The organism is Nonomuraea sp. NPDC049421 (genome assembly GCF_040677005.1).
Classification (GTDB): Bacteria; Actinomycetota; Actinomycetes; order Streptosporangiales; family Streptosporangiaceae; genus Nonomuraea; species Nonomuraea salmonea.
This window is the reverse complement of the sequence record NZ_JBFAQA010000010.1, coordinates 155,463-179,579: the sequence shown is the minus strand read 5'-3', so window position 1 is coordinate 179,579 and position 24,117 is coordinate 155,463. Positions and strand designations below refer to the sequence as shown.

Here is a 24,117-nt window from a genome sequence, read left to right as displayed (position 1 = left end):
TCTCGTAAGAGAACGCCGCCCTAGGAGGCCCCCCGATGTTGTCCCTCGCCAAGAACGCCAACATGCTCCTGATGTTCCTCCTGGAGATGGGGGTGCTGTTCTCCGCCGCTTACTGGGGCTTCACCCTGAGCCCGAACTGGGGCGTGAAGCTCCTCGCCGGGCTCGGGGCGCCCGCGCTGTTCATCGCCGCGTGGGCGTTGTTCGGGGCGGGCGGCGGCGAGAACGCCGTCTACCCGCTGACCGGCCTGGCCCGCGCCGCGCTGGAGATCCTCTGGTTCGGCGGCGGCGCCCTGGCGCTCTACGCCTCGGGCCTGGTCACCTCGGCGTTCGTCTTCTTCGCACTCTTCGTCGTCAACGCGGTTCTCCGCCTCATCTGGAACGAGGTCTGATCATGGGCAAGCACGTCGTCGTGGGCTCCGGCCAGGTCGGTACGCACCTGGCGAGGAAGCTCCTCTCCCGCGGCCACGAGGTCGTCGTCGTGACCCGCTCGGGCCGCGGCCCCGACGGGGCGGTCAAGGTGGCCGCCGACGTGGCCGACAAGGCCAGGCTCACCGAGCTCACCGAGGGCGCCGACGTCCTCTACAACTGCGTCAACCCCCGCTATGACCGCTGGCCGATCGACTGGCCGCCGATGGCCGCCGCGTTCCTGGCCGCCGCCGAGGCCACCGGCGCCGTCTACGTGCTGCTCGGCAACCTCTACCCGTACGGGCCCGTCACCGGCCCCATGACCGAGGGCCTGCCGCTCGCCTCCACCGACCCCAAGTTCCGGGTCCGCACCAAGATGTGGGACGACGCGCTGGCCGCGCACGAGGCGGGCCGCATCAGGGCCACCGAGGTCCGCGCGTCCGACTTCTTCGGGCCCGGTGCCACCGACCAGTCCTACCTGGGCGACCGGTTCCTCAAGCCGCTGCGCGCGGGCAGGACGATCCCGCTGGTGTGGCCGGCCGACGTGCCGCACACGTGGTCGTACCTGCCGGACGTGGCGGAGGCGCTGATCACGGCCGGCGCGGACGAGCGGGCCTGGGGCCGCCCCTGGCACGTGCCGAGCGGGGAGCCGCTGACCTTCCGGCAACTGGGCGAGCGCATGGCCGCGCTGCTGGGCCGGCCGGCGCCGCGCATGTTCCAGATCCCGTGGCCGGTGATCAGGGCGGCAGGGCCGTTCTCGTACATGATCGGCGAGCTGGCGCACGTCCGCTACCAGTTCACGAAGCCGTTCGAGATGGACTCGTCGGCCTTCCAGCGGACGTTCGGCGTCGCGCCTACTCCGATCGACGAGGCGCTCAAGGCTACGCTCGACGCGTGAAGATTGCCATGATCGGGCTGGGCGACATCGCGGAGAAGGCCTACCTGCCCGTGCTCGCCGCGCAGCCCGCACTCGACCTGCACCTGTGCACCCGCAACCAGGCCCGCCTCGACCGGCTCGGCGACGCCTACCGCATCGCCGCCCGCTACACCGGCGTGGACGAGGTGATCAAGGCGGGGGTGCGGGCGGCGTTCGTGCACGCGGCCACCGAGGCGCACCCGGAGATCGTCGAGCCGCTGCTCGCCGCCGGTGTCCACGTCTACGTGGACAAGCCCATCGCCTACACGCTGGCCGACGCGGAGCGCCTGGTCCGGCTGGCCAGGGACGAGGACAGGTCGCTCATGGTGGGCTTCAACCGGCGTCACGCCCCCGGCTACGCCGAGCTGGTCGCCCATCCGCGCCGCCTGGTGCTGATGGAGAAGAACCGGCTCAACCATCCCGACACCCCCCGCCGGGCGATCTTCGACGACTTCATCCACGTGGCCGACACGCTCAGGTTCCTCGCGCCCGGCCAGGTCACCGACACCACGATCAGGACCCGCGTCCACGACGGGCTCATCGAGCACATCGTGCTCGAGCTGTCCGGCGACGGCTTCACCGCCATCGGCGTCATGAACAGGATGAGCGGCGCCAGCGAGGAGACCTGCGAGGTCATGGGCGACGGCACCAAGCGGCGAGTGGTCAACCTGGGCGACGTGATCGACTACGAGGGCGGCGAGCGGCTCGTCCGCAGGCCCGACTGGGTGCCGGTGGCCAGGCAGCGCGGCATCGAGCAGATCTGCCTGGAGTTCCTGGCCGCCGTACGCGAGGAGCGCCGCGTCGACGCGGGCGACGCGCTGGCCACCCACGCCCTCTGCGAGCGGATCGTCGAGCACGCCGGCTAGTCGGTGGGACGCGCGAGCATCGTCCTGTCGGCCCTCGCGAACATGCGGCCGAACACCTTGCCGCCCAGCCGGGTCAGCACGGTGTAGCCCTCGGCGTCGCGCAGCGGGCTCGACGAGGACACCACGCCCGCGATCGCGCCGCCGTACAGCGCGGGGCCGCCGCTGCCGCCCGCGGTGGCGTGGCAGTTGTGGGTCACCATCAGCCCCGGGCCCTTGCGCACGGCCTCGACGGTGTCGCCGACGCACCGGTACAGCGTCGTGCCCGGATAACCCTTGCCCGCCGGGTAGCCGAGCAGTTCGAGGCCGCGCAGCTCGGTGCCGCGCGCGGTGGGCATCGCCTTCAGCCCGCGCCCGGTGACGGCCTCCAGCGGGCGCTCGCGGCGGGCGACGCCGACCAGCCCCACGTCGTACGGCAGCAGGTCCGGCGAGTACGGCCGCGAGCGCCACCTGGCCGGCACCCACGTGCGCACGACCGGCCAGACGCCCAGCTTCGGCCGCCCCCGATCGAAGCCCGGCAGGAACGCGAGGTGTTCGAGCAGCCGCCCGTCGCGGTAGAGGCAGTGCGCCGCCGTCAGCACCAGGCTGCGGCTGCGCGAGCCGATCACCGTCCCCCCGCAGAGCACGTCGGTCTTGGCGACGGGGTCGCGGCCGAGCAGCACCCCCGTCAGCCGCCGCGCCCCCGTGTAGGGGCGCGGGACCGGCGCGTAGCCCAGGCGGTCACCGTCGGGGGTGAGGACGGTGGAAGCGGGAACGTCGCGTTGGGACACCTCGGTGACGGCGGCTGGATCGAGCAGGACGAGGGACAGCACCAACCTGAGCACCCTCACACCCTATGGGGAAGATGATCAGTGCCCTGACCTGCGACATCAATGTTTACCCTAACTTGTGTACGCGGAACCCAGGGCCCGCAGCCGGGCGTGCACGTCCTCGTGGACGGAGGCCCGGCCGAGGTACGCCTTGGGCAGTTTGGCGACCATCGTGTAGTTGGTGTCACAGACGTTCCCGACCGGCGCCTGCCCGGCCTGGCTGACGAGCTGGTAGGCGTCGAGCGTGTCGAGCCCGGTCAGCTCGGAGGTCCAGGTGACGAGGTCGTGCTGGCTGATGCGGTAGGCGTCCTCCAGCGGCCGGGCCGAGCCGGTGGACATCAGGTGCCGGTCGTCCTCCAGCCGCGGCCACGGCGTGGAGACGCCCTTGATCAGCTCGACCGCGACCACGGTGTTCATGGCCGACTCCACGGCGGTGCCGCACACCTCGCCGTGCCCCTGCAGGCCGTGGCCGTCGCCGACGGAGAACAGCCCGCCCTCCACGTTGACGCCGAGGTAGACGGTGACGCCCGCGCGCAGCTCGGGAGTGTCCATGTTGCCGCCGTGGGCGTCGGGGGTGATCGACATGCGGACCTCGTTCGCGCCCGGCGCCACGCCGACCGTGCCGTGCATGGGGTCGAGCGGCAGGTCCACGCTGAAGTCGCTGTTGCGGGCGTGGTAGACGGCCACGTTCCGCTCCAGGTCGATGTCGTAGCGCCAGACCCGCTCCTCCAGCGGCGGGTGCAGCATGGCCGTGGTGTGGGTCGCGGTCAGCGCGCCGAAGTGCGGGAACGTGGTGGAGACCGCCCAGTCCCTGGCCGGGGTGATCGAGACGAAGTGCAGTGCCAGCGTGTCGCCAGGCTCGGCGCCCTCGACGTGGAAGGGGCCCGTCACGGGGTTGAGGTAGGGGAACTCGCACACCTGGGACGGCAGGTCGTCCACGGTACGCACCCGGCCGCCGAAGCAGTCCTCGGTGTAGATCTCCAGGATCGTGCCCGGCCGTACCTTGCCGACGGCCGCGCGCCCCCCGAAGGTGTAGCTCAGCTCTTCCGGCGCGGGGTGGTAGGAGACGACGTTCACTTGACCTCCGTGGGAAGTTCGGGCCGGCGTCCCACCACGTAGGAGACGCCGATGACGACCAGGCCGATCGCGAGCCAGACGCCGCCGACCCACTGCGCGGCGACGTTCTGGTTGATGACGACGGCCACCAGCACCGCGAAGCCGATCGCGGGCGCGATGAGGTGCGCCCAGATGTTCCGGCTGCGCTTCTTGATCATGTAGTGGACGACCACGGCGACGTGGAGCAGCAGGAACGCGCTCATCGCACCGAAGTTGACCAGGGAGGCGAGCTCCCCGATGCCATTGTCGCGCAGGCTCATGAAGACGCCGAGCGTGACCGACACGGCGGCCACCGCGAACGTCGCGTTGACCGGCACCCTGTGCTTGGGATGCACCTTCGCCAGGAACGCGGGCAGCTGCCGGTCGCGGGCCATCGCGAACAGCAGCCGCGAGGTGGCGGCCTGGGCGACCAGCGAGTTGGCGAAGCCCCAGGCGATGGCGGTGGCGACGGCGGTGAGCACGGACAGCCATGGTCCGCCGGCGAAGGCCGCCGTGTCGTAGAAGGCGTTGCCGGTGAGGTCGCCTTCGGCGATCAGCTGCTCCCTGTTCGGGGTGAGCAGCGCGGCCACCCACGTCTGCACCACGAACAGCACCGCGGCCACGCCCAGCGCGGCGACCATGGAACGGCCGAGCCTGCGCGCGTCCTCGCGGTTCTCCTCGGCGAGCGTCGAGATGCCGTCGAAGCCGAGGAACGACAGCACCGCCACCGACGCCGCGGCGAACACGACGGTCCAGGTGAAGGAGGAGGAGTCGAAGAGCGGGGTGAGCGCGCCCGCCTGCGCCTTGCCCTGGGCCAGTGCGACGCCGCCGACCACCAGGAAGATCGCCAGCACGGCCAGCTCGGCGACCAGCATGATCCGGGTGATCCTGGCCGTCATCTGGATGCCCAGGTAGTTGACGACGGTGTTGAGCAGCACGAACGCCACCAGCCACGCCCAGACGGGGACGGCCGGGACGAACGAGTTCATCGCCGTGCTCGCCACCAGATAGAGCAGCGAGGGCACGAGCACGTAGTCCAGCAGGATCGCCCAGCCGGCGAAGAAGCCGACGGGGGCCGCGATGCCGCGCCCCGCGTAGGTGTAGACCGAGCCGGCCATCGGGAACGCCCTGGCCATCTGCGCGTACGACAGCGCGGTGAACGCCATCGCCACGAGCCCGATGACGTACGCCAGCGCCACCATGCCGTGCGAGATGGAGAAGACGTTGCCGAAGATGCCGAAGGGCGCGATCGGCACCATGAAGATCAGGCCATAGATCATCAGGTCGGCGAAACCCAGGGACCGCTGGAGTTCCTGGCGGTAGCCGAACTGCTCGACTGTGCTCATGTACGGCTCCTAGCTGCTAAGGGGGCGATTGGCACCTTAGAGCCAAAGCTTTCTACTGAAAAGATTTCTCCAGAAAGAAATCAAGGCCGTCGGCCCTGCCGAGGTGGACGGGGTGGCGCACCTGGTGGTCGAGCAGCGTCAGCGTGCCCCGCGCGCTGGTGATCGTGGTGCCGTCGGCCACCGCGTCCAGCGCGGGCACCGCCAGCGAGCCGGCCCGCGCGCACAGCGCCGCCAGCATCGCCACCGCCTCGTAGCAGCCGTGGCCGTGCGCGTTGAGCAGCGGCGCGTCCGCGCCGAACCGGGCCGCGTAGCGTTCGGCGAAGCCCTGGCCGGCCTCCGTGGGCAGGTTGCGGAAGTAGCCCATCGAGGCGTACAGGCCGCCCGTGACGTCGCCGCCGATGCCCAGCAGGCCGTGCTCCTCCAGCGCCCCGCACAGCCGCACCGCGCTCAGTCCCGCCGCCGCGTACGCCCGGTTGAAGGCCACCAGGTCGCTGCCGATCAGCGTCAGCAGGATCGCGTCAGGCCGGGCGTCGGCCACCCGGTCCAGCCGGCGCACGGCCTGCCCGTACGCGACGAGGCTCTCGCCCACCACCGTGGCGCCCGCCGCGCGCAGCCGCCCGCGCGCCCTGGCGTGCACCAGGCGCGGCCAGATGTAGTCGTTGCCCAGCAGGTACCAGCGGCGGGCGTGGGAGGCGGTCAGCCGGTCGATGCCGGGGACGAGCTGCCTGTCGGGGGTCTCGCCCAGGAAGTAGACGCCGGGCGTGCGGCCGCCGCCCTCGTACGGAGGCGCGTACACGAACGGCACCCGCCCCGCGATCGCCGCCACCACCGCCACCCGCACGTCGCTGGCGTGCGCCCCGGCCACGGCGGAGATCGTGCCGGACCGCACGAGACCGGCCACCTCGCCCGCGACCTGCGGCGCGGGCCGCCCGCCGTCGATGAGCACCAGCTCGACCGGCCGGCCCAGCATGCCGCCCCTGCCGTTGATCTCCTCGGCGGCCAGCACCGCGCAGTTGATCGCGCAGGGCCCCATCAGACCGAGCACCCCCGACACGGGGACGACCAGCGCGATCCTGATCGCGTCGGAGGGGAGGAGCCGCGCTTCGAGAGGATCGACCGTCGCCGCCACGCCGACGAGTATCCTCCTCTACAACCCCCCGACGAAAGGACCACATCGATGACCGCTCATGGGCTCGGGTCCTCACTCGCCTACTTGCTGAGCCGTGCGGAGCGCAGCGTCAACCGGGGGCTCGCGGCGGTGCTCGCCGGCGAGGGGGTCACCGTCGAGCAGTGGCGCATCATGCGGGCGCTGGCCGACGGGCGGGGCGAGTCGATGGGCGAGCTGGCCGAGGCGGTGCTGATGCCGCATCCCACGCTGACCAAGGCCGTCGACCGGCTCATCGACCGCGCGCTGGTCTACCGCGGCCCGGCCAAGGGCGACCGGCGGCGGGTGGCGGTGTTCGTCTCAGGGCGGGGGGCCGAGCTGCTGGCCCGCATCGACGGCGCCGTGGCCGAGCAGCAGGGGCTGATCGCGCTGGCGTTCGGCGCCGAGCGCACCGAGCAGCTCATGCGCGACCTGGAGAGCCTGGTCACCGCCCTCGACCACGCCGAGCTGAAGACCTGAGCCCACGCCGCTGCCCGCTAAACGCCGCCGCCCGCTGAACGCCGCCGCCCCCGGAGCGCCCCGGCCCCGGACCGCCCCGGCCCCCTGACCGTCTGAGGGCGTCAGCTTCCCTCGCGCTTCTTGGCGGAGTCGGCCCAGATGATGGCCACCACGCCGGCCGCCGCCACCCCCAGATAGCCCGGCAGCGGCAGGTCCACCAGCCGATGCAGAAAGCCCCAGTTGCTGTCGAACCACATCCGCCCGGCGAACCCGGCGAGCCCCTGGATGATGGCGATCACGCCGACGATGTTGACGATTCCTCTCATGCGTCAAGGCTCGCAACACGAGGCCCGCCCCGGCATCGAACCTTGGGCGGGCCTCCTGCTACTAAAGTCGCGCGCTCACGGGTAGAGGCCGCGCATCCGGTGCGCCTCGGCCACCCGGCTCACGCCGATGACGTGCGCCGCCTGCCTGAGCGTCAGCCCGCGCTCGGAGGCCAGCGCCTTCACCTCGTCGAAGGCGTTCAGCATCAGCTCGCGCAGCTTGAGCTCGATCTCGCCCGAGCTCCACGAGCACGCCTGCAGGTTCTGCACCCACTCCAGGTACGACACGATCACCCCGCCGGCGTTGGCGAGGATGTCCGGCACGACCGTGGTGCCGTTGGCCGCGAGTATCTCGTCGGCCTCGGGCGTGGTGGGCCCGTTGGCGCCCTCCACGACCAGGCGGGCGCGGACCCTCGGCGCGTTGGCCTCGGTGATGACGCCTTCGAGCGCGGCCGGGACGAGCACGTCCACGTCCAGCTCGAACAGGTCGTCGTGGGCCATCGCGTCGGCCTGGGCGTACCCGAGCACGCCGCCGCTCTCGGCGACCCACGCGCGCAGCGCGGCGACGTCGAGCCCGCGCCCGTCGTGGACGGCGCCGGTGATGTCGGAGACCGCGACGACCTTGCAGCCGGCGTCGGCGAGGTATTGGGCGGCGAGCGCCCCCACCTTGCCGAAGCCCTGCACGGCCACGGTCACGCCCTCGGGCGAGCGGCCGAGCGCGGCCAGCGCCGCGATCTGCACGCCGCGCGAGGTCGCGCCGCCGCGGCCGAGCGAGCCGCCCAGCGTCATGGGCTTGCCGGTGACCACCCCTGGCACCGAATAGCCCGCGTTGACGCTGTAGGTGTCCATGATCCAGGCCATGGTCTGCTCGTCGGTGCCGACGTCGGGGGCCGGGATGTCCTTCTCCGGGCCGATCAGCGGCAGGATCTCGTTGACGTAGCGGCGGGTGAGCCGCTCCAGCTCGCGGGTGGTGAGCCGGGTCGGGTCCACGGCCACGCCGCCTTTGGCGCCGCCGTACGGGATGCCGACCAGTGCGCACTTCCACGTCATCCACATGGCGAGTGCGGTGACCTCGTGGATGTCGGTCGCCGGATGAAAGCGGATGCCGCCCTTGGCGGGCCCGCGCGAGACGTTGTGCTGGACCCGGAAGCCCTGGACGACGTCCAGGCTGCCGTCCTCGCGCCGCACCGGGACCGAGACGGTCAGCGAGCGGCGGGGCGTGGCCAGCATCGTGCGGAGCCCGTCGTCCAGGCCGAGGTGCGCGGCGGCCCGGTCGAGCTGGTGCAGGGCGGAGTCGAGGGCTTGACGGCCCGGGGTGATCAGGGCCGGCGTCGTTGACGGCACCATGATGCTCATGGAAGAAATTCCTCCTGTTATGTACGCCCTATTGCGGGAAAAGGCGCCATTGCCATTCCCTTTGGGCGTTGTTGTTACGATCATCCTAGAGCGGGTGGTTTGACCTTGCCTAGTTGTCGATGAGATCCAGGCCGGTGATCGAGATGCCGCGGTCGTGCCACTCTGGCAGGCTTACGAGCGCAGAGTGTGCCGAAACGTCGAATCGGGGGGTGACATGACCGCACTCGTGGTGGGGCCGATGCTCAGATACGTCGACTCCGTCAGCGCCTCGATCTGGGTGGAGACCGCCGAACCCTGCACGGTCGCCGTCGAGGCGGACGGCAGGACTTACCGGTCGCCTACCTTCACCGTGCACGGTCACCACTACGCGATCGTGGATCTCGTTGAGTTGTCCCAGGATATCGCGTCGTACACGGTCAGTTGCGACGGGGAGCAGGTATGGCCACCGGCGGGTCGCCCGCCGAGCCGCATCCGGCTGCTGCCCGCCGCGGGGGTGCGGCGGCTGGCGTTCGGATCGTGCCGCACCAGCGTGCCCCACGACGCCTTCCACGTGCGTACGCACGGTGACGACGTGCTGCGCGCCTACGGCGAGCACCTCGCCCAGGCCGGCGAGGACGAGTGGCCCGACCTGCTGCTGCTCCTCGGCGACCAGGTCTACGCCGACAGCCCGTCGCCCGACATGCTGGCCTTCATCCGCTCCCGCAGGGGCGACACCGAGCCCCAGGGGGAGATCGCCGACTTCGAGGAGTACGCCGAGCTCTACCGCCAGGCGTGGACCGAGACCGAGATCCGCTGGCTGCTGTCCACCGTGCCGACGGCGATGATCTTCGACGACCACGACCTGCGCGACGACTGGAACACCTCCCAGCCCTGGCGCGAGCAGATGGCCAGGACGCCGTGGTGGCAGCGCCGGGTCGTCGCCGGCCTCGGCGCCTACTGGGTCTACCAGCACCTCGGCAACCTCTCACCGGCCGAGCGCGCCGAGGACCCGCTGCTCGCCCAATTGATGGCCGGCGACGGGGGAGCGGCGCTCGACGCGTTCGCCGAGAAGGCCGACGCCGAGCCCAGCAGCAACCGCTGGAGCTACGCCCGCGACCTCGGCAGCGCCCTGCTGATCATGGTCGACACCCGGTGCGCCAGGCAGCTCACCCCCGGCGACCGTCGCATGCTCGACGCCGAGGAGTGGGCGTGGCTGGAGGAGGAGGTGCGCAAGCCCGCCGAGCGGCTCATCATCGGCTCGTCGATCCCGTTCCTGCTGCCCGAGGGCGTCCACGGCGTCCAGAACTGGAACGAGGCCCTGGCCGACGGCAAGTGGGGGCCGCTCGTCCGCCGCTGGTCGGAGACGTTCAGGCAGGCCATCGACCTGGAGCACTGGGCGGCCTTCCGCCGCTCGTTCGAGGACCTCGCCCGGCTGCTCGTCGCGCTCGGCAAGCCGGCCTACATCCTGTCGGGCGACGTCCACTACTCCTACCTCGCCAAGGCCGACCGCGGGCAGGTCTTCCAGCTCGTCTGCTCGCCCATCCGCAACCCGCTCAGCCGGATGCTGCGCTGGGCCAACGTCTTCACCCAGTTCTCCATCGCCACCCTGGTCGGCAGCCTGCTGGCGCGCCTGGCCGGCGTCCCGCGCCCGCCGTTCCGCTGGCGCATCACCAAGGGCCCCTGGTTCCAGAACGCGCTGGCCACGCTCGACCTGCCGAACACGGTCACCTGGTACGGCTCCACCGGCGAGGTCGTCGCACCCATCGACACCACCGAGCTGCGCTGACCCTAAGATCGGCCGCATGCTTGCCGATCCCTATGCCCCTGCCGTGCCCTTCTACGACCTCTTCCACGAGGACGGCCACGTGCCGGCGATCCGCGAGTCGCTGCCGCCGCTGCTCGCCGGAGTGCGGCGTGGCGTCCTGGAGATCGGCGCGGGCACCGGCCTGATCACCGAGGTCATCGCCCGTGCCACGCGGGGTGAGATCTACGCCGTCGAGCCGTCGCCCGGCATGCGCTCGGTGCTGGTCAACCGGCTGGCCCACGACCCCGAGCTGCTGCGCCGGGTGACCGTGCTGCCCTGCGGCGGGCTGGAGGCGAAGGTGGACGAGCCCGCCGAGGCGGTCGTGATGATCTCGGTGCTGCAGAGCTTCACCGCCGCCGAGCGGCCCGAGCTGTGGCGGGTGCTGGCCGGGCAGCTGGAGCGGGACGGGCGGCTGGTGTTCAACTGGCGTGACCGCGACCTGCCCAGGCCGGAGGACGGGCCGGGGGTCATGGGGTCGTACGCCGTGGGGCGGCACACGTACGAGGTGGCCGGGCAGGTGCTCGACGTCACCGGTGACAGCGTCACCTCGCGCTTCCTCTACCGGGTCAGGCAGGGCGGCCTGCTCCTCAGCGAGGACGAGGTGGTGAGCACCGTCCACCGGCCGGCCGGCGCGGTGCTGGCGGCCGAGCTGAAGGAGGCGGGCTTCGTCCAGGACGACGCCCCCGACGGCATGCAGGTGTGGCGCGCCTCCTGAGCGCGCGTGAGGGCCGGAGGCGTGACCTCCGGCCCCCGCGTCACCTGCTCTGCAGCTCGTAGACGGCGTCCACGAGCTGGTCGAGCGCCCAGTGGAGGTCGTCCTCCGAGACCACGATGGGCGGGGCCAGCCGGATCGTGGAGCCGTGGGTGTCCTTGGCCAGCACGCCGCGCTTCAGCAGCGCCTTCGACACCTCCCGCCCGGTGCCGACATCGGGGTGGATGTCCACGCCCGCCCACAGCCCGCGCCCGCGCACCTCGATCACCGCGCCGTGCCCCACCAGCTCGCGCAGCCTGCCGAGCATCAGCTCGCCCAGCTTGGCGGCCCTGGCCTGGAACTCGCCGGTGTTGAGTATCTCGATCACGGCGTTGGCGACCGCGCAGGCCAGCGGGTTGCCGCCGAACGTGGAGCCGTGCTGGCCCGGATGGATGACGCCGAGCACGTCGCGGTCGGCCGCGATGGCCGACACCGGCACCACGCCGCCGCCGAGCGCCTTGCCCATGACGTAGATGTCGGGTACGACGCCCTCGTGGTCGCAGGCGAACGTGTGGCCGGTGCGCCCGAGCCCCGACTGGATCTCGTCGGCGATCAGCAGCACGCCCTCGGCCGAGCACAGCTCCCGCAGCTCGGTCAGGTAACCGTCCGGCGGCACCAGCACCCCGGCCTCGCCCTGGATCGGCTCGACCAGCACGGCCACCGTCGCCGCGTCCATGGCCTCGCGGACCGCCTCGGCGGAGCCGTACGGGACGATGCGGAAGCCCGGCGTGTACGGGCCGAAGCCGTCGTGCGCGTCGGGATCGGTGGAGAAGCTGATGATCGTCGTCGTACGGCCGTGGAAGTTGCCGTCCATGACGATGATGTTGGCCTGGTCGGGCTCGACGCCCTTGACCTCGTAACCCCACTTGCGGGCCACCTTGATCGCGGTCTCGACGGCCTCGGCGCCGGTGTTCATGGGCAGGACCATGTCCTTGCCCGTCAGGTCGCCGAGCCCGGCGCAGAACTGCGCGAACTGGTCATGGTAGAAGGCGCGGCTGGTCAGCGTGAGCCGCTCGAGCTGCTCGCGCGCCGCCTCGATGATCTTCGGGTGGCGGTGGCCGAAGTTCAGCGACGAGTAGCCGGACAGGCAGTCGAGGTAACGCTTGCCCTCGACGTCGGTGACCCACGCGCCGTCGGCCTCGTGGATGACGACGGGCAGTGGATGGTAGTTGTGCGCGCTGCGGCGCTCGCTTATCTCGATCAGCTCTGCGCTGGTGATCATGTCAGTTGTCCCCCCTGATCTCCAGTGTGCAGCACTTGGGGCCGCCACCCGCCTTGCGAAGCTCCGACAGGTCGACGGGGATCACCTCGTACCCGCGCCGCTTGAGTTCCAACTGCAGGTCGGTCGCCTCGGCGTTGATGACCACGTTCGTGCCGTCGCTGACCGCGTTGAGACCGAGCACCTCGGCGTCCTGGGCGGTCGCGAGCACCGCGTCGGGGAACATGCGGCGCAGCACCGCGAGGCTCCCGGGCGAGAACGCCTCGGGGTAGTAGGCCACGTTGCGCCCGTCGAGCGGGAACAGCGCCGTGTCCAGGTGGTAGAAGCGCGGGTCCACCAGCGTCAGCGAGACGACCGGGCGGCCGAGGTACTCCTGCGCCTCCTGGTGGGCCACCACGTCCGTACGGAAGCCGGTGCCGGCCAGGATGACCTCGTCGAGGGTGAGGAAGTCGCCCTCGCCCTCGTTGACGTGCGCCGGCTCCATCCCCGGGTAGCCGCGCTCGGCGAACCAGCGCAGGTAGGCGGGCCCCTCCGCGGCGCGCTGCGGATAGGCGAAGCGGGCGCCGTAGACGCGGCCGCCCGCGACCAGCGCGCCGTTCGCGGCGAACACCATGTCGGGCAGGCCGTCGATCGGCTCGATCAGGCTCACCTCGTGCCCGAGCTCCTCGTACGCCGACTTCAGGCCCTCCCACTGCCGGACCGCGATGTCACGGTCGGCGCCCGCCTCAGGATGCATCCACGGGTTGATGGCGTACTCGACCGCGAAATAGTCCGGGCGACACATGAGGAAGTGTTTGGGCATGCAGCCCTCCATCGGCTCTCTAAGCAGGGAAAACTCCACGATGCGGAGATGAGGACAGCCTAAGAACGCCCATTCGGGCGGCCAAGGGCTTGACATTGCGCGTTCACGCGAATCCGTTGCTTGTCTCAGCCCATCAACGGGGATTCGTTGCGCGCCTCCGGCACCGAGGCGCCCGGTGGTGTGTCGATGAGCCGCGACAGCACGATCGCGCTCTTGGTCCGCACCACGAACGTCTCCGCCGCGATGCGCTCGATCACCCGCTCCACGTGCCGCACGTCGGTGGCCCTGATGTGCAGCAGCGCGTCGGCCTCGCCGGTGATCGTGGCCGCCGCCACCACTTCCGGGAACTTCGCCACCGCCAGCGCGATGTCCGACGGCTTGGTCTTGCCCTGGCAGAACAGCTCGACGTACGCCTCCGTCGTCCAGCCCAGCGCCTGCGGCGCCACCCGCGCGCTGAACCCGGTGATCGCCCCCGCCTGCCGCAACCGGTCGACCCTGCGCTTGACCGCCGAGGCGCTCAGCCCGACCCGGTGGCCGATCTCGGCATAGGTCTGGCGGGCGTCGTCCACGAGCGCCGCGATGATGTCACGATCGAGCCGGTCCAGTTCCACGCGCTCTGTATACCTCCTGGCCAGGCTGGCGCGCGACGAGGGGCGCGCGGGAGACTGGGCCGGCTGATCGTTGATTGGAAGGTATCCGCAGAAATGAGCACCGCAAGCTTCCCCGAGGGCTTCGAGTGGGGAGTGTCGACGTCGGCCTTCCAGATCGAGGGGGCCACGAACATCGACGGCCGCGGCCCGTCGATCTGGGACACCTTCTCCGTGGACCGGGTGGAGACGTGCGACCACTACCACCGCTATCCGGAGGACGTCCGGTTGATGCGGGAGCTGGGCCTCGGCTCCTACCGGTTCTCGATGAGCTGGCCGCGGATCTCCCCCGACGGCGGCGGCAAGCTCAACGCGGCCGGGCTGGACTTCTACGACCGGCTGGTGGACGAGCTGATCGGCGCCGGCATCAGGCCGTACGCGACGCTCTACCACTGGGACCTGCCGCAGGCGCTGGAAGATCGCGGCGGCTGGCCGTCGCGTGACACGGCGCTGCGCTTCGCCGACTACGCCGCCGCCGTGCACCAGCGGCTCGGCGACCGGGTGCGCACCTGGTTTACGCTGAACGAGCCGTGGGTGGCCGCCTTCCTCGGCTACGGCGCCGGCATCCACGCGCCCGGGCGCACGTCGGCCGCCGAGGCGTTCGCCGCCGCCCACCACATGCTGCTCGGCCACGGCCTGGCCGTGCGGGCGCTGCGCGAGGCGGGCGCCGCCGAAGTGGGCGTCGTGCTCAACATCTCGCCCGTCATGACCCCCGCCCAGGTCAGCGATCCCGGCCGGCGGGCGTCGGAGGAGGACGCGGCGGCCGTCGCCAGGATCGACACGCTGGTCAACCGGCAGTTCCTGGAGCCCATGCTGCGCGGGGCGTACCCGGAGGAGCTGCTGCCGGTCATCGAGCGGCACGGCGGGCTCGGCCACGTCCACGACGGCGACCTGGAGACCATCGGGCAGCCCATCGACCTGCTCGGCGTCAACTACTACGCGCCGCTCGTCGTGCAGGCCCAGCCCAGCGAGCCCGCCGACCCCGCCTACCCGGGCAGCGAGGGCGTGCTGTTCTGCACGGTGCCCACCGCCGTCACCGCCATGGGCTGGCCCATCGTGCCCGGCTGCCTGTCGCAGCTGCTGGGCCGGCTCACCCGCGAGTACCCCGGGCTCGAACTCATGATCACCGAGAACGGCGCCGACTTCGTGGACGTGGTGACCGGCGACGGCATCCACGACGTCGATCGCATCAGCTTCATCGAGGAGCACCTGCGCGCCCTGCGCGCCGCGCTCGACGCGGGCGCCGACGTACGCGGCTACCTCGCCTGGACGCTGCTCGACAACCTCGAATGGGTGGACGGCTACCAGCGCAAGTTCGGCCTCGTGCACGTCGACTTCGCCACGCAGCGGCGGCGGCTCAAGGACAGCGCCCTGTGGTACCGCGACGTCGTACGCCGCAACGGCCTGGCCGAGACCCCGCCCAAGCGCCCCACGCTGGAGACCGTGGCCGCTCGCGCCGGCGTCTCCCGGGCCACCGTCTCCCGCGTCGTCAACGGCGAGTCGTCGGTGAGCCCCGAGGTCAGGACCGCCGTCATGCGGGCCGTCAACGAGCTCGGCTACGTGCCCAACCTGGCCGCCCGCAGCCTCGTCACCCGCAGGACCAACGCGGTCGCGCTCGTGCTGTCGGTGCCCAGGCAGGGCGGCGGCGACGCGCTGACCGCGGCCGTCGTCCAATACGTCACCAGCCTGCTCGAAGGCGCCGGCAAGCAGATCACGCTCATGCTCGCCGACACCGCGGAGAGCCACCGGCGCATCGTCGCCCACGTGGAGGCGCGGCTGGCCGACGGCGTCGTGCTGCTGCCGCCCGACCGGGCCGACACGCTGGCCGAGCGGCTATCCCGCACCGGGGTGCCGGTGGTGCTGCTGGGCAAGCCGGAGATCGCGTCGCTGGTGCCGTACGTGGACGTGGACAACGCGGGCGGCGCGGCGGCGGCCACCGAGCACCTGCTGGAGCGGGGGCGGCGGCGCGTCGGCATGGTGTGCGGGCCGATGGACCTGGTGACCGTCCAGGACCGGCTGGCCGGGCACCGGGCGGCGCTTCGGCGGGCGGGCCTGCAGCCGCACCTGGCGCCCGCCGACGACCTCACCAGGGCCGCGGGCGCCGGCGCGATGCGGCGGCTGCTCGCCGACGACCCCGCGCTCGACGCCGTGTTCGCCGCGACCGACCAGCTCGCCATCGGCGCCATGCGGGCGCTGCGCGAGGCGGGGCGGCGGGTGCCGGACGACGTGGCGGTGGTGGGCTTCGACGACATCGACGCCGCCTCGGCCACCACGCCCGCGCTCACCACCGTCCGGGTGCCGGTCGCCGACCAGGCGCTGGCGCTGGCCCGGCTGCTGCTGTCGCGCCTTGAGGGCCGCCACACCACCTCGGTCGTGCTGCCCGCCCGGCTCGTCGTGCGCGAGTCGGCCTAGATCTGCCGCTCGAACAGCTCGGGGAAGACCTTCGACACCTTCGCCAGCAGGTACTCGCCGTACGTGCCGGTGAAGTCGACCTGGCCGTCCCAGCGGCGGCCCGGCGCGTACGGCAGGGGCGGCACCTCGCTGTCCCAGCCCGGGTCGAAGAAGAACGGGAAGCTGAGCCGCTCGTTGCCGCTGCGGTTGCGCACGCGGTGCGGCGTCGAGCGGTAGCGGCCGCCGGTGAGCTTGTCGAGCATGTCGCCGATGTTGCACACGAACGTGCCCTCCAGCGGCGGCGCCTCCACCCAGCCCGATCGCGTGTGCACCTGGAGGCCGCCGTTGGCGTCCTGGAGGAGGAGGGTGAGCAGGCCGTAGTCGGTGTGCTCGCCGACACCCCACGTGTCGGGGTCGTCCGGCGGGCCAGGCGGGTAGTGGAAGATCCGGAACAGGATGGTCGGGTCGGCCGTGTAGCCCGTACGGAAGTAGCCCTCGTCCAGCCCCAGGCTGAGCGCGACGCCCGCCATGACCGCCTGGCCGACCTCCGTCATCTTGTCCAGGTAGTCCAGCACCGCCGCGCGCAGCTCGGGCACCTGGGCGGGGAACAGGTTGGGGCCGTGCAGCGGGTGCGGCCCCGGCGGCTCCTCGGCGCCGAAGTAGACGCCCTCCTTCAGGTCGGGCCGGCCCGAGGTCAGCTCGCCGCCGACCGGGAAGAAGCCGCGCCAGGCCCGGCCGCCGCGCTCCATCGCGATCTCGTTCTTGACCTCGTCGGGCAGCGCGAAGAAGCGCCTGGCGGCGGCGTCGAGCCGGTCGATCAGCTCGGCCGGCACGCCGTGGCCGCGGATGTAGAAGAACCCGCTGTCGCGGCAGGCCGCGCCGATCGCCTCGGCCACGGCCTCCTTGCCCGCTTCGTTGCCCGCTTCCTCGCCGGGGCCTCCGGTGACGAGCGGGGACACATCGATGATCGACAATTCACTCACGCGGCTCATTGTTCCCCCATTTCGCCCATCGGCGACGGCATCAGGGGCCCGGGATTTAGCATCGGAGGCAGCACCCCTCGTGCCCGCTGGGGAGGACCGATGCGTCCCATCCGCCGCAACCGCCGCGTCGGTTCCCGCGTGCCCGGCCAGCCCGGCGACGAGGTCACCCGCATCGCGCCCGCGGTGGCGTACGACGGCGACCTCTACCGCATGCCCGACTGGGCGCAGCGCCGCCGCGCCGAACGCGAGCTGGGCCGCGCCCACGCCGCCGACGGCCAGATCGACACGCTCACCCTGCAGACCGGCAGCGTGCCGCGCTTCCACGAGCTGGAGGACGAGCGGCTGGCCGAGCTGGCCGCCATCGAGGAGCGCACGGAGCAGGAGATCCAGCGGGCGCGGGCCGAGTTCGAGGGGCAGAAGATCCGCCTCGCGGAGTCGCAGCGGACCTTCGGCGAGGCCAGGCAGGCCCTGGACGAGACCCGGCGCCAGGTCGCCGAGCTGGAGCAGCCCAGCCGCCGCCCCGGCGACGGCCGGCCCAGCTCGATCGCGATCTCCGGCAGCCGCTGGCCGGTCGTCCGCCGCTGGCTGCCCGCCGCGCTCCTGCTGCTGCTCCTGCTGATCGTCGAGGTGCCGATCCTCTACCAGGTCATCCTGAGCTGGGGCGACAGCGTCGCGATGACCGCGCTGCTCGCCGCGGGCGCCGCCCTGATCATGCTGGTGGCCCCCCACATGTACGGCCGCGCGTTCCGCTCCTGGCAGGAGCACGGAAGCCCGGCCAAGGGCCGCTGGCTGCTCATCCTCGCCGCGCTCGTGTGGCTCGGCCTCATCGGCGCCGTCGCCGTGCTGCGCCGCGACGCGCTCGTCCGGCCGCTGGTCGTGGACGGCGAGCAGATCGGGCCCGCCTCGGAGGGCGTCGGGCAGCTGCCCACCATGATCCTGCTGCTGGCCCTGCTGGTGGCGACCGCGCTCATCGCCGCCGACCTCGGCCGCCGCATGCACAACCCCAACGACCGGCGGCTGTGGGAGCTGCGGGCCAAGCGCGACGCCGAGGCCGCGGCGTGCGCCGCCGCGCAGGCCGCCTGCCAGCGGGACGCGAGTTACGCCGAGAGCATCGCCCAATACCTGCAAGGGGCCGAGCGGCGGCGGGACGGGCGGTTACGCCGGCTCGGCAGCGGCTTCGACAGCCTGGCCACGGCGTACCTGGGCGGCGTCGTGGAGGGGCTGCGGGACCCGGAGGCGGCGAGCTGGGCAGAACGGATCATCGCCCGCCGCCGCACCGCCTGACGGCCGCTGGGGCCCTTCCCGGGCCCCAGCGGCTGCGGTCAGGAGGTCGAGAACGTGAACCAGTTGACGTTGACGAAGTCGGCCGGCTGCCCGGAGGAGAAGGTCAGGTACACGGTGTGCGTGCCCGTCACCCCCGAGATGTTGGCGGGGATCGTCCGCCAGCTCTGCCAGCTGCCCGTGCCGGCCAGGGCGAAGTCACCGATGGGCGGCGCCGTGGGGCTGTCCAGCCTGACCTGGACGAGTCCGCTCACCCCCGCCGCCGCGCCCGACGCCACCCTGGCCTTGAACTGGGTGGCGGGCGTCGAGCCGAACTTCACGCCGTCGTAGCGCAGCCAGTCGCCGTTGGCGATGGCGCCGACGTTCTGGCCGCCGCCCGAGTCGGTGGTGGTCTCCACGATCGTGCCCGACTGGGCCGAGTAGCGCTCGGCCTGGATGGTCGAGCGGGCGTCGACGTCGCCGGGCGGGTCGGTCGGCGGGTCGGTCGGGTCGGTGCCGCCGCCACCGCTCTGCCAGACCGCCACGTAGTCGACCACCATCGGCCGGCCAGGCACGGTGGCCGCGGTCGGCGTCTGGCCGCCGAGCGCGTTCGGGAACGCGCCGCCCATCGCCACGTTGAGCAGCAGGAAGTAGCCGGCGTGGCCGGTCATGTTGTTCCACGTGGTGGCGTCGAACCTGGACTGGCTCAGGCTGTGGAACAGCTGGCCGTCCACGTACCAGCGGAGCTGGTTGGGGGAGACGCTGCGGTCCCATTCGAAGCGGTAGCTGTGGAAGGCCGACTGGCAGGTCGAGCCGGGGCAGGCGCGGCTGGCGCTCAGGCCGTTGGTCTCCTCGCACGGGCCGCCGGGGTTGACGCCGCAGTGGAGCACTCCCCAGACGGAGTTGAGTCCGTTGACGTTCTCCATGATGTCGAACTCGCCGATGGCCGGCCAGTTCCAGTAGTTCCCCCGGTACGGCGCCCCGAGCGCCCAGAACGCCGGCCAGTAGCCCAGGGCGGCCTGACCGGTCACGTTCGGCATCTGCAGGCGGCTCTCGATGCGCAGGACGCGGCCGTCGGCGGGCTTGAAGTCGGCGCGCCTGGTCTCGATGCGGGCCGAGGTCCACTCGCCCGACGAGCTGCGCAGCGGGGTGATGCGCAGGTTGCCTGAGCCGTCGAGGCTGAGGTTGGCGGTGCTGTCGGTGTAGCGCTGGATCTCGCCCGTTCCCCAGTTGCCGGGGCCGCCCGGGTAGCCGTGGCCGGTGTCGATGATCCAGTTGCTGGAGGAGGGGAGGGTGTTGGCCGGGCCGTTGAAGTCGTCCGCCCAGACCAGCGACCAGCCGGACGGGGTGGCGGGGACGGAGGCCGAGGCGCTGGTGGCCACCTGGACGAGCAGGCCGCCGAGTGCGGCCAGCGCCGCGGCGACCGCCGCCAAGCGGCGCCTGTGCCTGTTCACACGGGTCATCATCGCTCCATGGGGGTGCAGAGGGACGTGAGAGCGCTCTCTCCGCAGTGTGGACGCTGGGCTTACCTGCTGTCAACATTCCGCACCCGGCTCCTGACTGCGTGGTGAAAAGCCCATGGGCTGACGTGCGGAGAGCGCTCTCGCAGGTTCAGAGCAGGTCTACCGTGGTCGCGCCCGCCGCCTCGAACGCCTCCCGCCAGAAGCCCTCCAGCAGCGGGAACCGGTCGGGGCTCGACGTCTTCGCGCGCAGGAAGCCGTGCACCACCACCGAGTACCCGGACATGTCGGGCAACAGCCGGCCGTCCCGCAGCTCCTTGATCTTCTGCCGGCGGCCGTCCTCGCTCAGGTCCAGGCGGTTGACGTCCAGCTCGCCCCGGTTGTCGATCAGGTCGCTGAACACGATGACCTGGTGCGGCCGGTCCGGCTGCCGCCGCGCGTCGAGCTGCTTGACCAGGTAACGGAGCGCGCCCAGCACATCGGAGCCGTCGCCCTCCGTCGGGCAGCCGAACAGCGCCACCGCCCTCGGCAGCACCTCCCGCATCCTGTGCTGCCTCACCCGCTCCTCCACCACCGGGTTGTCGTTGGGGTTCTCCGCCCGGGTGGCCGCCAGGGAGACCGGGTCCTGGCGGCACGTGCTGCTCTCCGAGCTGCCGGTCACCGCCGCGAACCCGATCCAGTCGCACCCGCCGGCGAAGGCGGGGAGCTTCGAGGTGACGTCGTTCCTGGACGTGGCCGGGTCGGCGTACGTGGTGGAGTCCACGATCGCCCCGCACACCGCGCCGGGCTCCGTCCCGCACCCCGCCACCACCCCGCCCGCCAGCACCAGCCCGCCGAGCGCGGCCACCGCCCTCCGCATCCCGGCCATCAGTCGCGGTCCTCAGAGGTCTCGGGCGGGGGAGTGAGCTCGGGGGGCAGGACCTCGGCGTGCCAGGCGTCGATGCGCTCCTCGACCTCGCGCAGGATCCGCCCGATCTCCTCGCGCCCCGCCACCGCCGCCTCCCCGCCCCCCGTCATGGCGACGACCTCGCCCTTCCACAGGGAAGGGATCTCCTCCTTGCGCGGATGAGCGCGTAACACCCCGCTCTTGTACGCCGCGATCAGCAGCTCGGCCCTGGCGTGCACCGCCTCCACCTCGTGGTCCCGCTCGATCAGCGCGCTCTCCCACTCCTGCGTGAGGTGCTCGATGCGGGCGCGGGCCCGCTGCACGGCGGCGTCCGACTCCTCGACGGCCGTGCGCCGCCGCGCCTCCTCCCGCCGCGCCCTGGCCTCGGCGATCGAGATGAACGGGTCGGGGTCGTCGGGCGCGGGCAGGGCGTGCCCGTTGGGCGGCGGCGGCCGGGTGCCGGTCCTGCCCAGCTCGCGCAGGATCGTCTCCCGCTCGCCCAGCGCCCGCTCCAGCAGCGCCGTACGCGTGGCCGCCAGCCGCCGGTCCACCAGCGTGACCTCCTCGCGGGCCTGAGCCCTGACCTCGGAGACGTACGCGGGCTGGAACTCCGGGTCGGTGAACTCGCCGAGGGGGTGCAGGCGCGCGTCCCGCATCCCGCGGCGGCGCGCCTCCTCCCGCTCGGCCGGTGGATCGTGCCGCCTGAACAGCCGTGGCAAGAACGCCATCCGCCTCTCCCAGGCCCGAGGTGCTCCTCAACCCAGCCTAAGTGGCCGTAAGGCCCGCGTGACAGGAAAAAAGCCGCGGCGCCGCACCCGTGGGGTACGGCGCCGCGGCGGGAGCTGCGGTCGGGCGTCGGGTCAGCCCTTCTCCGCCTCTCCCGTGGCCTGCTCGAGGGCGTCTTCAGGGGAGGCCTCCAGGTCCTGCTCAGCGTCGGCACTGGCCTGGGCGGACGCCTTGTCCAGGCGCACCCAGCTCGTCACGCTCTCGACGGCGAACAGCACGAACAGGTACGCCGTCAGCACCGCGAGCACCGGCGTCACCGCGCCGAACGCCGCACCGACACCGATGATGGCCAGGCGCAGCTCCCAGCCGAGACCGGCGCGGAAGACCCAGGCGGGCGGCCAGATGCTCTGCCGGGTGCGGTAGACGGTGTCGTAGGTGTGGTAGCCGACGACGTAGACCAGCACGAACAGCAGCCACTTCGGCGCGTCCGCGGCCAGGCCGATCGCGATGATGGTGAAGAACTCGGCGCCGCGCACCAGCGGCGGGGTGAGCCAGTCGAAGCGGCCCAGGTGGTCGCGCGACGTCGTGGGCAGCACGAGCAGCAGCACGACGGCCACGGGCAGCAGGAGGATGGGGCCCGGCTCCAGCAGCCCGGCGACCGTGATGGCGACCACGGCGAGCAGGGCGACGAGCGTGGCGGGCACGGGTGGCAGGCCGGCCCCGATCCGGGTGGACAGGGCGTGGGCGAGCGGGCCGTCGTCCCGGTAGGCGACGAGCCGTGCGGTCTGGATGCGGCGGCGCTCCTCGTCGGGATCCGGCGTGGGGGTGGCCATGGCCTGCGGGTGGGTGATCATACGAGCGACCTCATGAGGCGTCCGGTGAGGGTGTAGGCGGCGGCGACGCAACCCCAGATCACCAGCGTGATGAAGGTGATCCGGGCGTCGAAGAGGGCGGCGGTGATCGCGATGGCCGCGAAACGCTCGCCGATGGGGAAGACGATCATCTTACGCGCCCAGTGGACAGCGCGGTACTTGCCCGCCTTCGTCCACATCTTGAGCATGCCTCGGACACCCTGGCTCCGCTCCACCTTACGGGTGGAGAGCGCCTGCCGCAGCTCGCGGTCGTCGGCGGAGTCGAGGGGGATCGAGGGGAGGGGGGACGGCGGCTTGCGGCGGCGGGCGGCGCCGAAGGAGAAGTCGAGCAGGTGGCGTACGGACTGCAGGCCGATCGCCGCGAGCGCGAGGATCCAGATCTCGTCGCCGTGGCCGGAGACCACCCAGCCGATCGCCAGGCCGGCGAAGACGACGTACTCCTTGAACCGGTCGAACGTGGCGTCCAGCCACGCTCCGAGCACGCCGAACTTCCGGGCGTAACGGGCGACCTGGCCGTCGACGCAGTCGAAGACGAAGGCGAAGTAGATCAGCACGCCGCCCGCCACCATCCAGGGCCGGTCGCCGGTCGCGAAACAGGCGGCGGCCGCCACGCCGAGCGTGATGGAGATCAGCGTGACCTGGTTGGGGGTCAGGCCGCGCCGGGCGGCCCAGCGGGCGATGTAGCGGGAGTAGGTGGAGACGAAGTACGTGGTGAAGAAGCCGTCGGCGCCCTTGACCGCGTTGTTGAGCCTGGAGCGGTCTTCGTCCATGCCGGCCATCTCGGCGCCGGCCTCGTTGATCTCCTCCTGGGTGGTGACCCGGCGGTAGAACAGGTCGCGGCGGCCGCGGATGCCGACCGACACGCCGTTGCGTACGAGGCCGAAGACGATGAGCTGCACCAGGTCGTCGTCGTCACCGAAGCGGTGGGCCATGTCGGCGAGCTCGCGGCACGTCTGCGCGAGCACCGGCGCGTTGCGCGCGCTGATGTGCAGCGGGCCGAGCACCACGCCATTGGGCCTGGTCACCGCGTGGTTGGCGGTGCCGACCGAGACGACGCGCGACTTGCCGATGCGTACCCGCACCGGCAGCCCTTCGACGCGGTTGAGCCCGATCTCCGGCTCGGCCTCGTCGATGGGGATGCGGTCTCCGGGACCTTCGTCCTCGGTTCCGGGCTCCTCCTGCCCGGTATCCTCCTGGCCGTTGTCCTCCGTCACCTCCGGGCGCGGCTCTTTCGCGACGAGCGCCAGCGCACCGCGCTTGGACTTGGTGATCTGGTAGATCAGCTCGTCGTGGACGACAGAGTTCTCCGGGATGAGGAACAGGCTCTCCGTTGCTGACTCGGCGACGTCGGCCACGGCGCGCAGAGCGGCGGCCACATCGCCCGTCTGGACCGTCGCGAAACGCGGGTCCATTGATGAGAGCTGGCCGCGCAGGCGCTCGGCGACGGTGGGATTACCAGGCAGCGCGGCCAGCCTCAGGCCGGTCGGAGAGATGTCGGGGCCGGGCGAAGCACCCAGCAGGACCACGCGGGTCATGACTCCCTTTCGAGGCGGTAGCGGGGGGTTGAACAACGGGTAATGCGGGGACAGGCGTCAAAGTCTAGTGAGAGTGACGCAAAGTC

Annotated in this window: 23 protein-coding genes; 8 read left to right on the top strand and 15 right to left on the bottom strand. The window is 71.7% G+C overall.

Annotated elements, in window-relative coordinates; genetic code table 11:
- Positions 1-35 precede the first annotated feature (35 nt).
- From AB0K18_RS19335 to AB0K18_RS19325, 3 genes are read left to right on the top strand one after another with little or no spacing between them, the layout of a single operon-like run.
- Positions 36-389 (top strand): YrdB family protein, encoded by a 354-nt coding sequence (locus AB0K18_RS19335; RefSeq protein WP_364915662.1) that lies wholly within the window; start codon positions 36-38, stop codon positions 387-389.
- Positions 390-391: 2 nt separating this feature from the next.
- Positions 392-1,303, top strand: a complete 912-nt coding sequence (locus AB0K18_RS19330; RefSeq protein ID WP_364915659.1) for an NAD-dependent epimerase/dehydratase family protein — start codon at positions 392-394, stop codon at positions 1,301-1,303.
- The gene (locus AB0K18_RS19325) at positions 1,300-2,187 is read left to right on the top strand and encodes a Gfo/Idh/MocA family oxidoreductase (protein ID WP_364915656.1); all 888 of its coding nucleotides are present in this window, start codon (positions 1,300-1,302) and stop codon (positions 2,185-2,187) included. The genes AB0K18_RS19330 and AB0K18_RS19325 overlap by 4 nt, the downstream gene beginning before the upstream one ends.
- Here the strand turns inward: AB0K18_RS19325 and AB0K18_RS19320 are convergent.
- The 4 genes from AB0K18_RS19320 to AB0K18_RS19305 are packed head-to-tail and all read right to left on the bottom strand — an operon-like array spanning position 2,184 to position 6,563.
- Positions 2,184-3,008 (bottom strand): trypsin-like serine protease, encoded by an 825-nt coding sequence (locus AB0K18_RS19320; protein ID WP_364915653.1) that lies wholly within the window; start codon positions 3,006-3,008, stop codon positions 2,184-2,186. The two genes, AB0K18_RS19325 and AB0K18_RS19320, sit on opposite strands and share 4 nt — an antisense overlap.
- A 57-nt stretch (positions 3,009-3,065) precedes the next feature.
- Positions 3,066-4,070, bottom strand: a complete 1,005-nt coding sequence (locus AB0K18_RS19315) for an acetamidase/formamidase family protein (protein ID WP_364915650.1) — start codon at positions 4,068-4,070, stop codon at positions 3,066-3,068.
- Positions 4,067-5,434 (bottom strand): APC family permease, encoded by a 1,368-nt coding sequence (locus tag AB0K18_RS19310; protein ID WP_364915648.1) that lies wholly within the window; start codon positions 5,432-5,434, stop codon positions 4,067-4,069. Before AB0K18_RS19310 ends, AB0K18_RS19315 begins: the two co-directional genes overlap by 4 nt.
- 52 nt (positions 5,435-5,486) lie before the next feature.
- Positions 5,487-6,563 carry a substrate-binding domain-containing protein gene (locus tag AB0K18_RS19305; RefSeq protein WP_364915646.1) on the bottom strand — a complete coding sequence of 359 codons (1,077 nt, stop codon included), beginning with the start codon at positions 6,561-6,563 and terminating at the stop codon, positions 5,487-5,489.
- A gap of 48 nt (positions 6,564-6,611) precedes the next feature.
- On the opposite strand from AB0K18_RS19305, the gene AB0K18_RS19300 reads away from it, so the two are divergent.
- The gene (locus AB0K18_RS19300) at positions 6,612-7,058 is read left to right on the top strand and encodes a MarR family transcriptional regulator (RefSeq protein ID WP_364915644.1); all 447 of its coding nucleotides are present in this window, start codon (positions 6,612-6,614) and stop codon (positions 7,056-7,058) included.
- 101 nt (positions 7,059-7,159) lie between these two features.
- On the opposite strand, the gene AB0K18_RS19295 is transcribed toward AB0K18_RS19300, so the two are convergent.
- The gene (locus tag AB0K18_RS19295; RefSeq protein ID WP_364377649.1) at positions 7,160-7,363 is read right to left on the bottom strand and encodes a hypothetical protein; all 204 of its coding nucleotides are present in this window, start codon (positions 7,361-7,363) and stop codon (positions 7,160-7,162) included.
- Between the two features lie 75 nt (positions 7,364-7,438).
- Positions 7,439-8,716, bottom strand: coding sequence for a Glu/Leu/Phe/Val dehydrogenase (locus tag AB0K18_RS19290; protein ID WP_364915641.1), 1,278 nt, complete (start codon positions 8,714-8,716; stop codon positions 7,439-7,441).
- Positions 8,717-8,930: 214 nt separating this feature from the next.
- Here AB0K18_RS19290 and AB0K18_RS19285 point away from each other — a divergent pair, with 214 nt between their 5' ends.
- Together AB0K18_RS19285 and AB0K18_RS19280 are read left to right on the top strand one after the other, a co-directional pair.
- Positions 8,931-10,481: an alkaline phosphatase D family protein gene (locus AB0K18_RS19285; RefSeq protein ID WP_364915639.1), complete on the top strand. Its 1,551-nt coding sequence runs from the start codon at positions 8,931-8,933 to the stop codon at positions 10,479-10,481.
- A gap of 16 nt (positions 10,482-10,497) precedes the next feature.
- Positions 10,498-11,214, top strand: coding sequence for a class I SAM-dependent methyltransferase (locus tag AB0K18_RS19280; RefSeq protein WP_364915637.1), 717 nt, complete (start codon positions 10,498-10,500; stop codon positions 11,212-11,214).
- A 40-nt stretch (positions 11,215-11,254) separates the two neighbouring features.
- On the opposite strand, the gene rocD is transcribed toward AB0K18_RS19280, so the two are convergent.
- From rocD to AB0K18_RS19265, 3 genes are all read right to left on the bottom strand, one after another.
- Positions 11,255-12,472: an ornithine--oxo-acid transaminase gene (gene rocD, locus AB0K18_RS19275; RefSeq protein ID WP_364558159.1), complete on the bottom strand. Its 1,218-nt coding sequence runs from the start codon at positions 12,470-12,472 to the stop codon at positions 11,255-11,257.
- Between the two features lies 1 nt (position 12,473).
- The gene (gene ddaH, locus AB0K18_RS19270) at positions 12,474-13,271 is read right to left on the bottom strand and encodes a dimethylargininase (RefSeq protein WP_364915635.1); all 798 of its coding nucleotides are present in this window, start codon (positions 13,269-13,271) and stop codon (positions 12,474-12,476) included.
- Between the two features lie 125 nt (positions 13,272-13,396).
- Positions 13,397-13,882 (bottom strand): Lrp/AsnC family transcriptional regulator, encoded by a 486-nt coding sequence (locus tag AB0K18_RS19265; RefSeq protein ID WP_345399260.1) that lies wholly within the window; start codon positions 13,880-13,882, stop codon positions 13,397-13,399.
- 93 nt (positions 13,883-13,975) lie between these two features.
- Between AB0K18_RS19265 and AB0K18_RS19260 the strand changes: the two genes are divergently transcribed.
- Positions 13,976-16,330: a GH1 family beta-glucosidase gene (locus tag AB0K18_RS19260; RefSeq protein ID WP_364915634.1), complete on the top strand. Its 2,355-nt coding sequence runs from the start codon at positions 13,976-13,978 to the stop codon at positions 16,328-16,330.
- Here the strand turns inward: AB0K18_RS19260 and AB0K18_RS19255 are convergent.
- Positions 16,327-17,292, bottom strand: a complete 966-nt coding sequence (locus AB0K18_RS19255; RefSeq protein WP_364915632.1) for a 2-oxoglutarate and iron-dependent oxygenase domain-containing protein — start codon at positions 17,290-17,292, stop codon at positions 16,327-16,329. The two genes, AB0K18_RS19260 and AB0K18_RS19255, sit on opposite strands and share 4 nt — an antisense overlap.
- A gap of 99 nt (positions 17,293-17,391) precedes the next feature.
- Between AB0K18_RS19255 and AB0K18_RS19250 the strand changes: the two genes are divergently transcribed.
- A complete protein-coding gene (locus AB0K18_RS19250; RefSeq protein ID WP_364915630.1) occupies positions 17,392-18,576 on the top strand; it encodes a hypothetical protein in 1,185 nt (394 codons plus the stop codon).
- 38 nt (positions 18,577-18,614) lie between these two features.
- Here the strand turns inward: AB0K18_RS19250 and AB0K18_RS19245 are convergent, their stop codons facing one another.
- From AB0K18_RS19245 to AB0K18_RS19225, 5 genes are all read right to left on the bottom strand, one after another.
- Positions 18,615-20,006: a glycoside hydrolase family 16 protein gene (locus AB0K18_RS19245; protein ID WP_364915627.1), complete on the bottom strand. Its 1,392-nt coding sequence runs from the start codon at positions 20,004-20,006 to the stop codon at positions 18,615-18,617.
- A 157-nt stretch (positions 20,007-20,163) separates the two neighbouring features.
- Complete coding sequence (locus AB0K18_RS19240) at positions 20,164-20,880, bottom strand: vWA domain-containing protein (RefSeq protein WP_364915624.1); 717 nt, start codon at positions 20,878-20,880, stop codon at positions 20,164-20,166.
- Positions 20,880-21,626 (bottom strand): hypothetical protein, encoded by a 747-nt coding sequence (locus tag AB0K18_RS19235; RefSeq protein WP_364915622.1) that lies wholly within the window; start codon positions 21,624-21,626, stop codon positions 20,880-20,882. The genes AB0K18_RS19240 and AB0K18_RS19235 overlap by 1 nt, the downstream gene beginning before the upstream one ends.
- Before the next feature lie 132 nt (positions 21,627-21,758).
- Positions 21,759-22,478: a DUF5941 domain-containing protein gene (locus tag AB0K18_RS19230; RefSeq protein WP_355419138.1), complete on the bottom strand. Its 720-nt coding sequence runs from the start codon at positions 22,476-22,478 to the stop codon at positions 21,759-21,761.
- Positions 22,475-24,031, bottom strand: coding sequence for a CDP-alcohol phosphatidyltransferase family protein (locus AB0K18_RS19225; protein ID WP_364915620.1), 1,557 nt, complete (start codon positions 24,029-24,031; stop codon positions 22,475-22,477). The genes AB0K18_RS19230 and AB0K18_RS19225 overlap by 4 nt, the downstream gene beginning before the upstream one ends.
- Between the last annotated feature and the right edge of the window lie 86 nt (positions 24,032-24,117).

Coding starts and splice junctions, on each gene's coding strand:
- AB0K18_RS19335 (WP_364915662.1), top strand. CDS start 36: ATGTTGTCCCTCGCCAAGAACGCCAACATGCTCCTGATGTTCCTCCTG.
- AB0K18_RS19330 (WP_364915659.1), top strand. CDS start 392: ATGGGCAAGCACGTCGTCGTGGGCTCCGGCCAGGTCGGTACGCACCTG.
- AB0K18_RS19310 (WP_364915648.1), bottom strand. CDS start 5,434: ATGAGCACAGTCGAGCAGTTCGGCTACCGCCAGGAACTCCAGCGGTCC.
- AB0K18_RS19300 (WP_364915644.1), top strand. CDS start 6,612: ATGACCGCTCATGGGCTCGGGTCCTCACTCGCCTACTTGCTGAGCCGT.
- AB0K18_RS19295 (WP_364377649.1), bottom strand. CDS start 7,363: ATGAGAGGAATCGTCAACATCGTCGGCGTGATCGCCATCATCCAGGGG.
- AB0K18_RS19290 (WP_364915641.1), bottom strand. CDS start 8,716: ATGAGCATCATGGTGCCGTCAACGACGCCGGCCCTGATCACCCCGGGC.
- AB0K18_RS19285 (WP_364915639.1), top strand. CDS start 8,931: ATGACCGCACTCGTGGTGGGGCCGATGCTCAGATACGTCGACTCCGTC.
- AB0K18_RS19280 (WP_364915637.1), top strand. CDS start 10,498: ATGCTTGCCGATCCCTATGCCCCTGCCGTGCCCTTCTACGACCTCTTC.
- rocD (WP_364558159.1), bottom strand. CDS start 12,472: ATGATCACCAGCGCAGAGCTGATCGAGATAAGCGAGCGCCGCAGCGCG.
- ddaH (WP_364915635.1), bottom strand. CDS start 13,271: ATGCCCAAACACTTCCTCATGTGTCGCCCGGACTATTTCGCGGTCGAG.
- AB0K18_RS19260 (WP_364915634.1), top strand. CDS start 13,976: ATGAGCACCGCAAGCTTCCCCGAGGGCTTCGAGTGGGGAGTGTCGACG.
- AB0K18_RS19250 (WP_364915630.1), top strand. CDS start 17,392: ATGCGTCCCATCCGCCGCAACCGCCGCGTCGGTTCCCGCGTGCCCGGC.
- AB0K18_RS19240 (WP_364915624.1), bottom strand. CDS start 20,880: ATGGCCGGGATGCGGAGGGCGGTGGCCGCGCTCGGCGGGCTGGTGCTG.
- AB0K18_RS19235 (WP_364915622.1), bottom strand. CDS start 21,626: ATGGCGTTCTTGCCACGGCTGTTCAGGCGGCACGATCCACCGGCCGAG.
- AB0K18_RS19230 (WP_355419138.1), bottom strand. CDS start 22,478: ATGATCACCCACCCGCAGGCCATGGCCACCCCCACGCCGGATCCCGAC.
- AB0K18_RS19225 (WP_364915620.1), bottom strand. CDS start 24,031: ATGACCCGCGTGGTCCTGCTGGGTGCTTCGCCCGGCCCCGACATCTCT.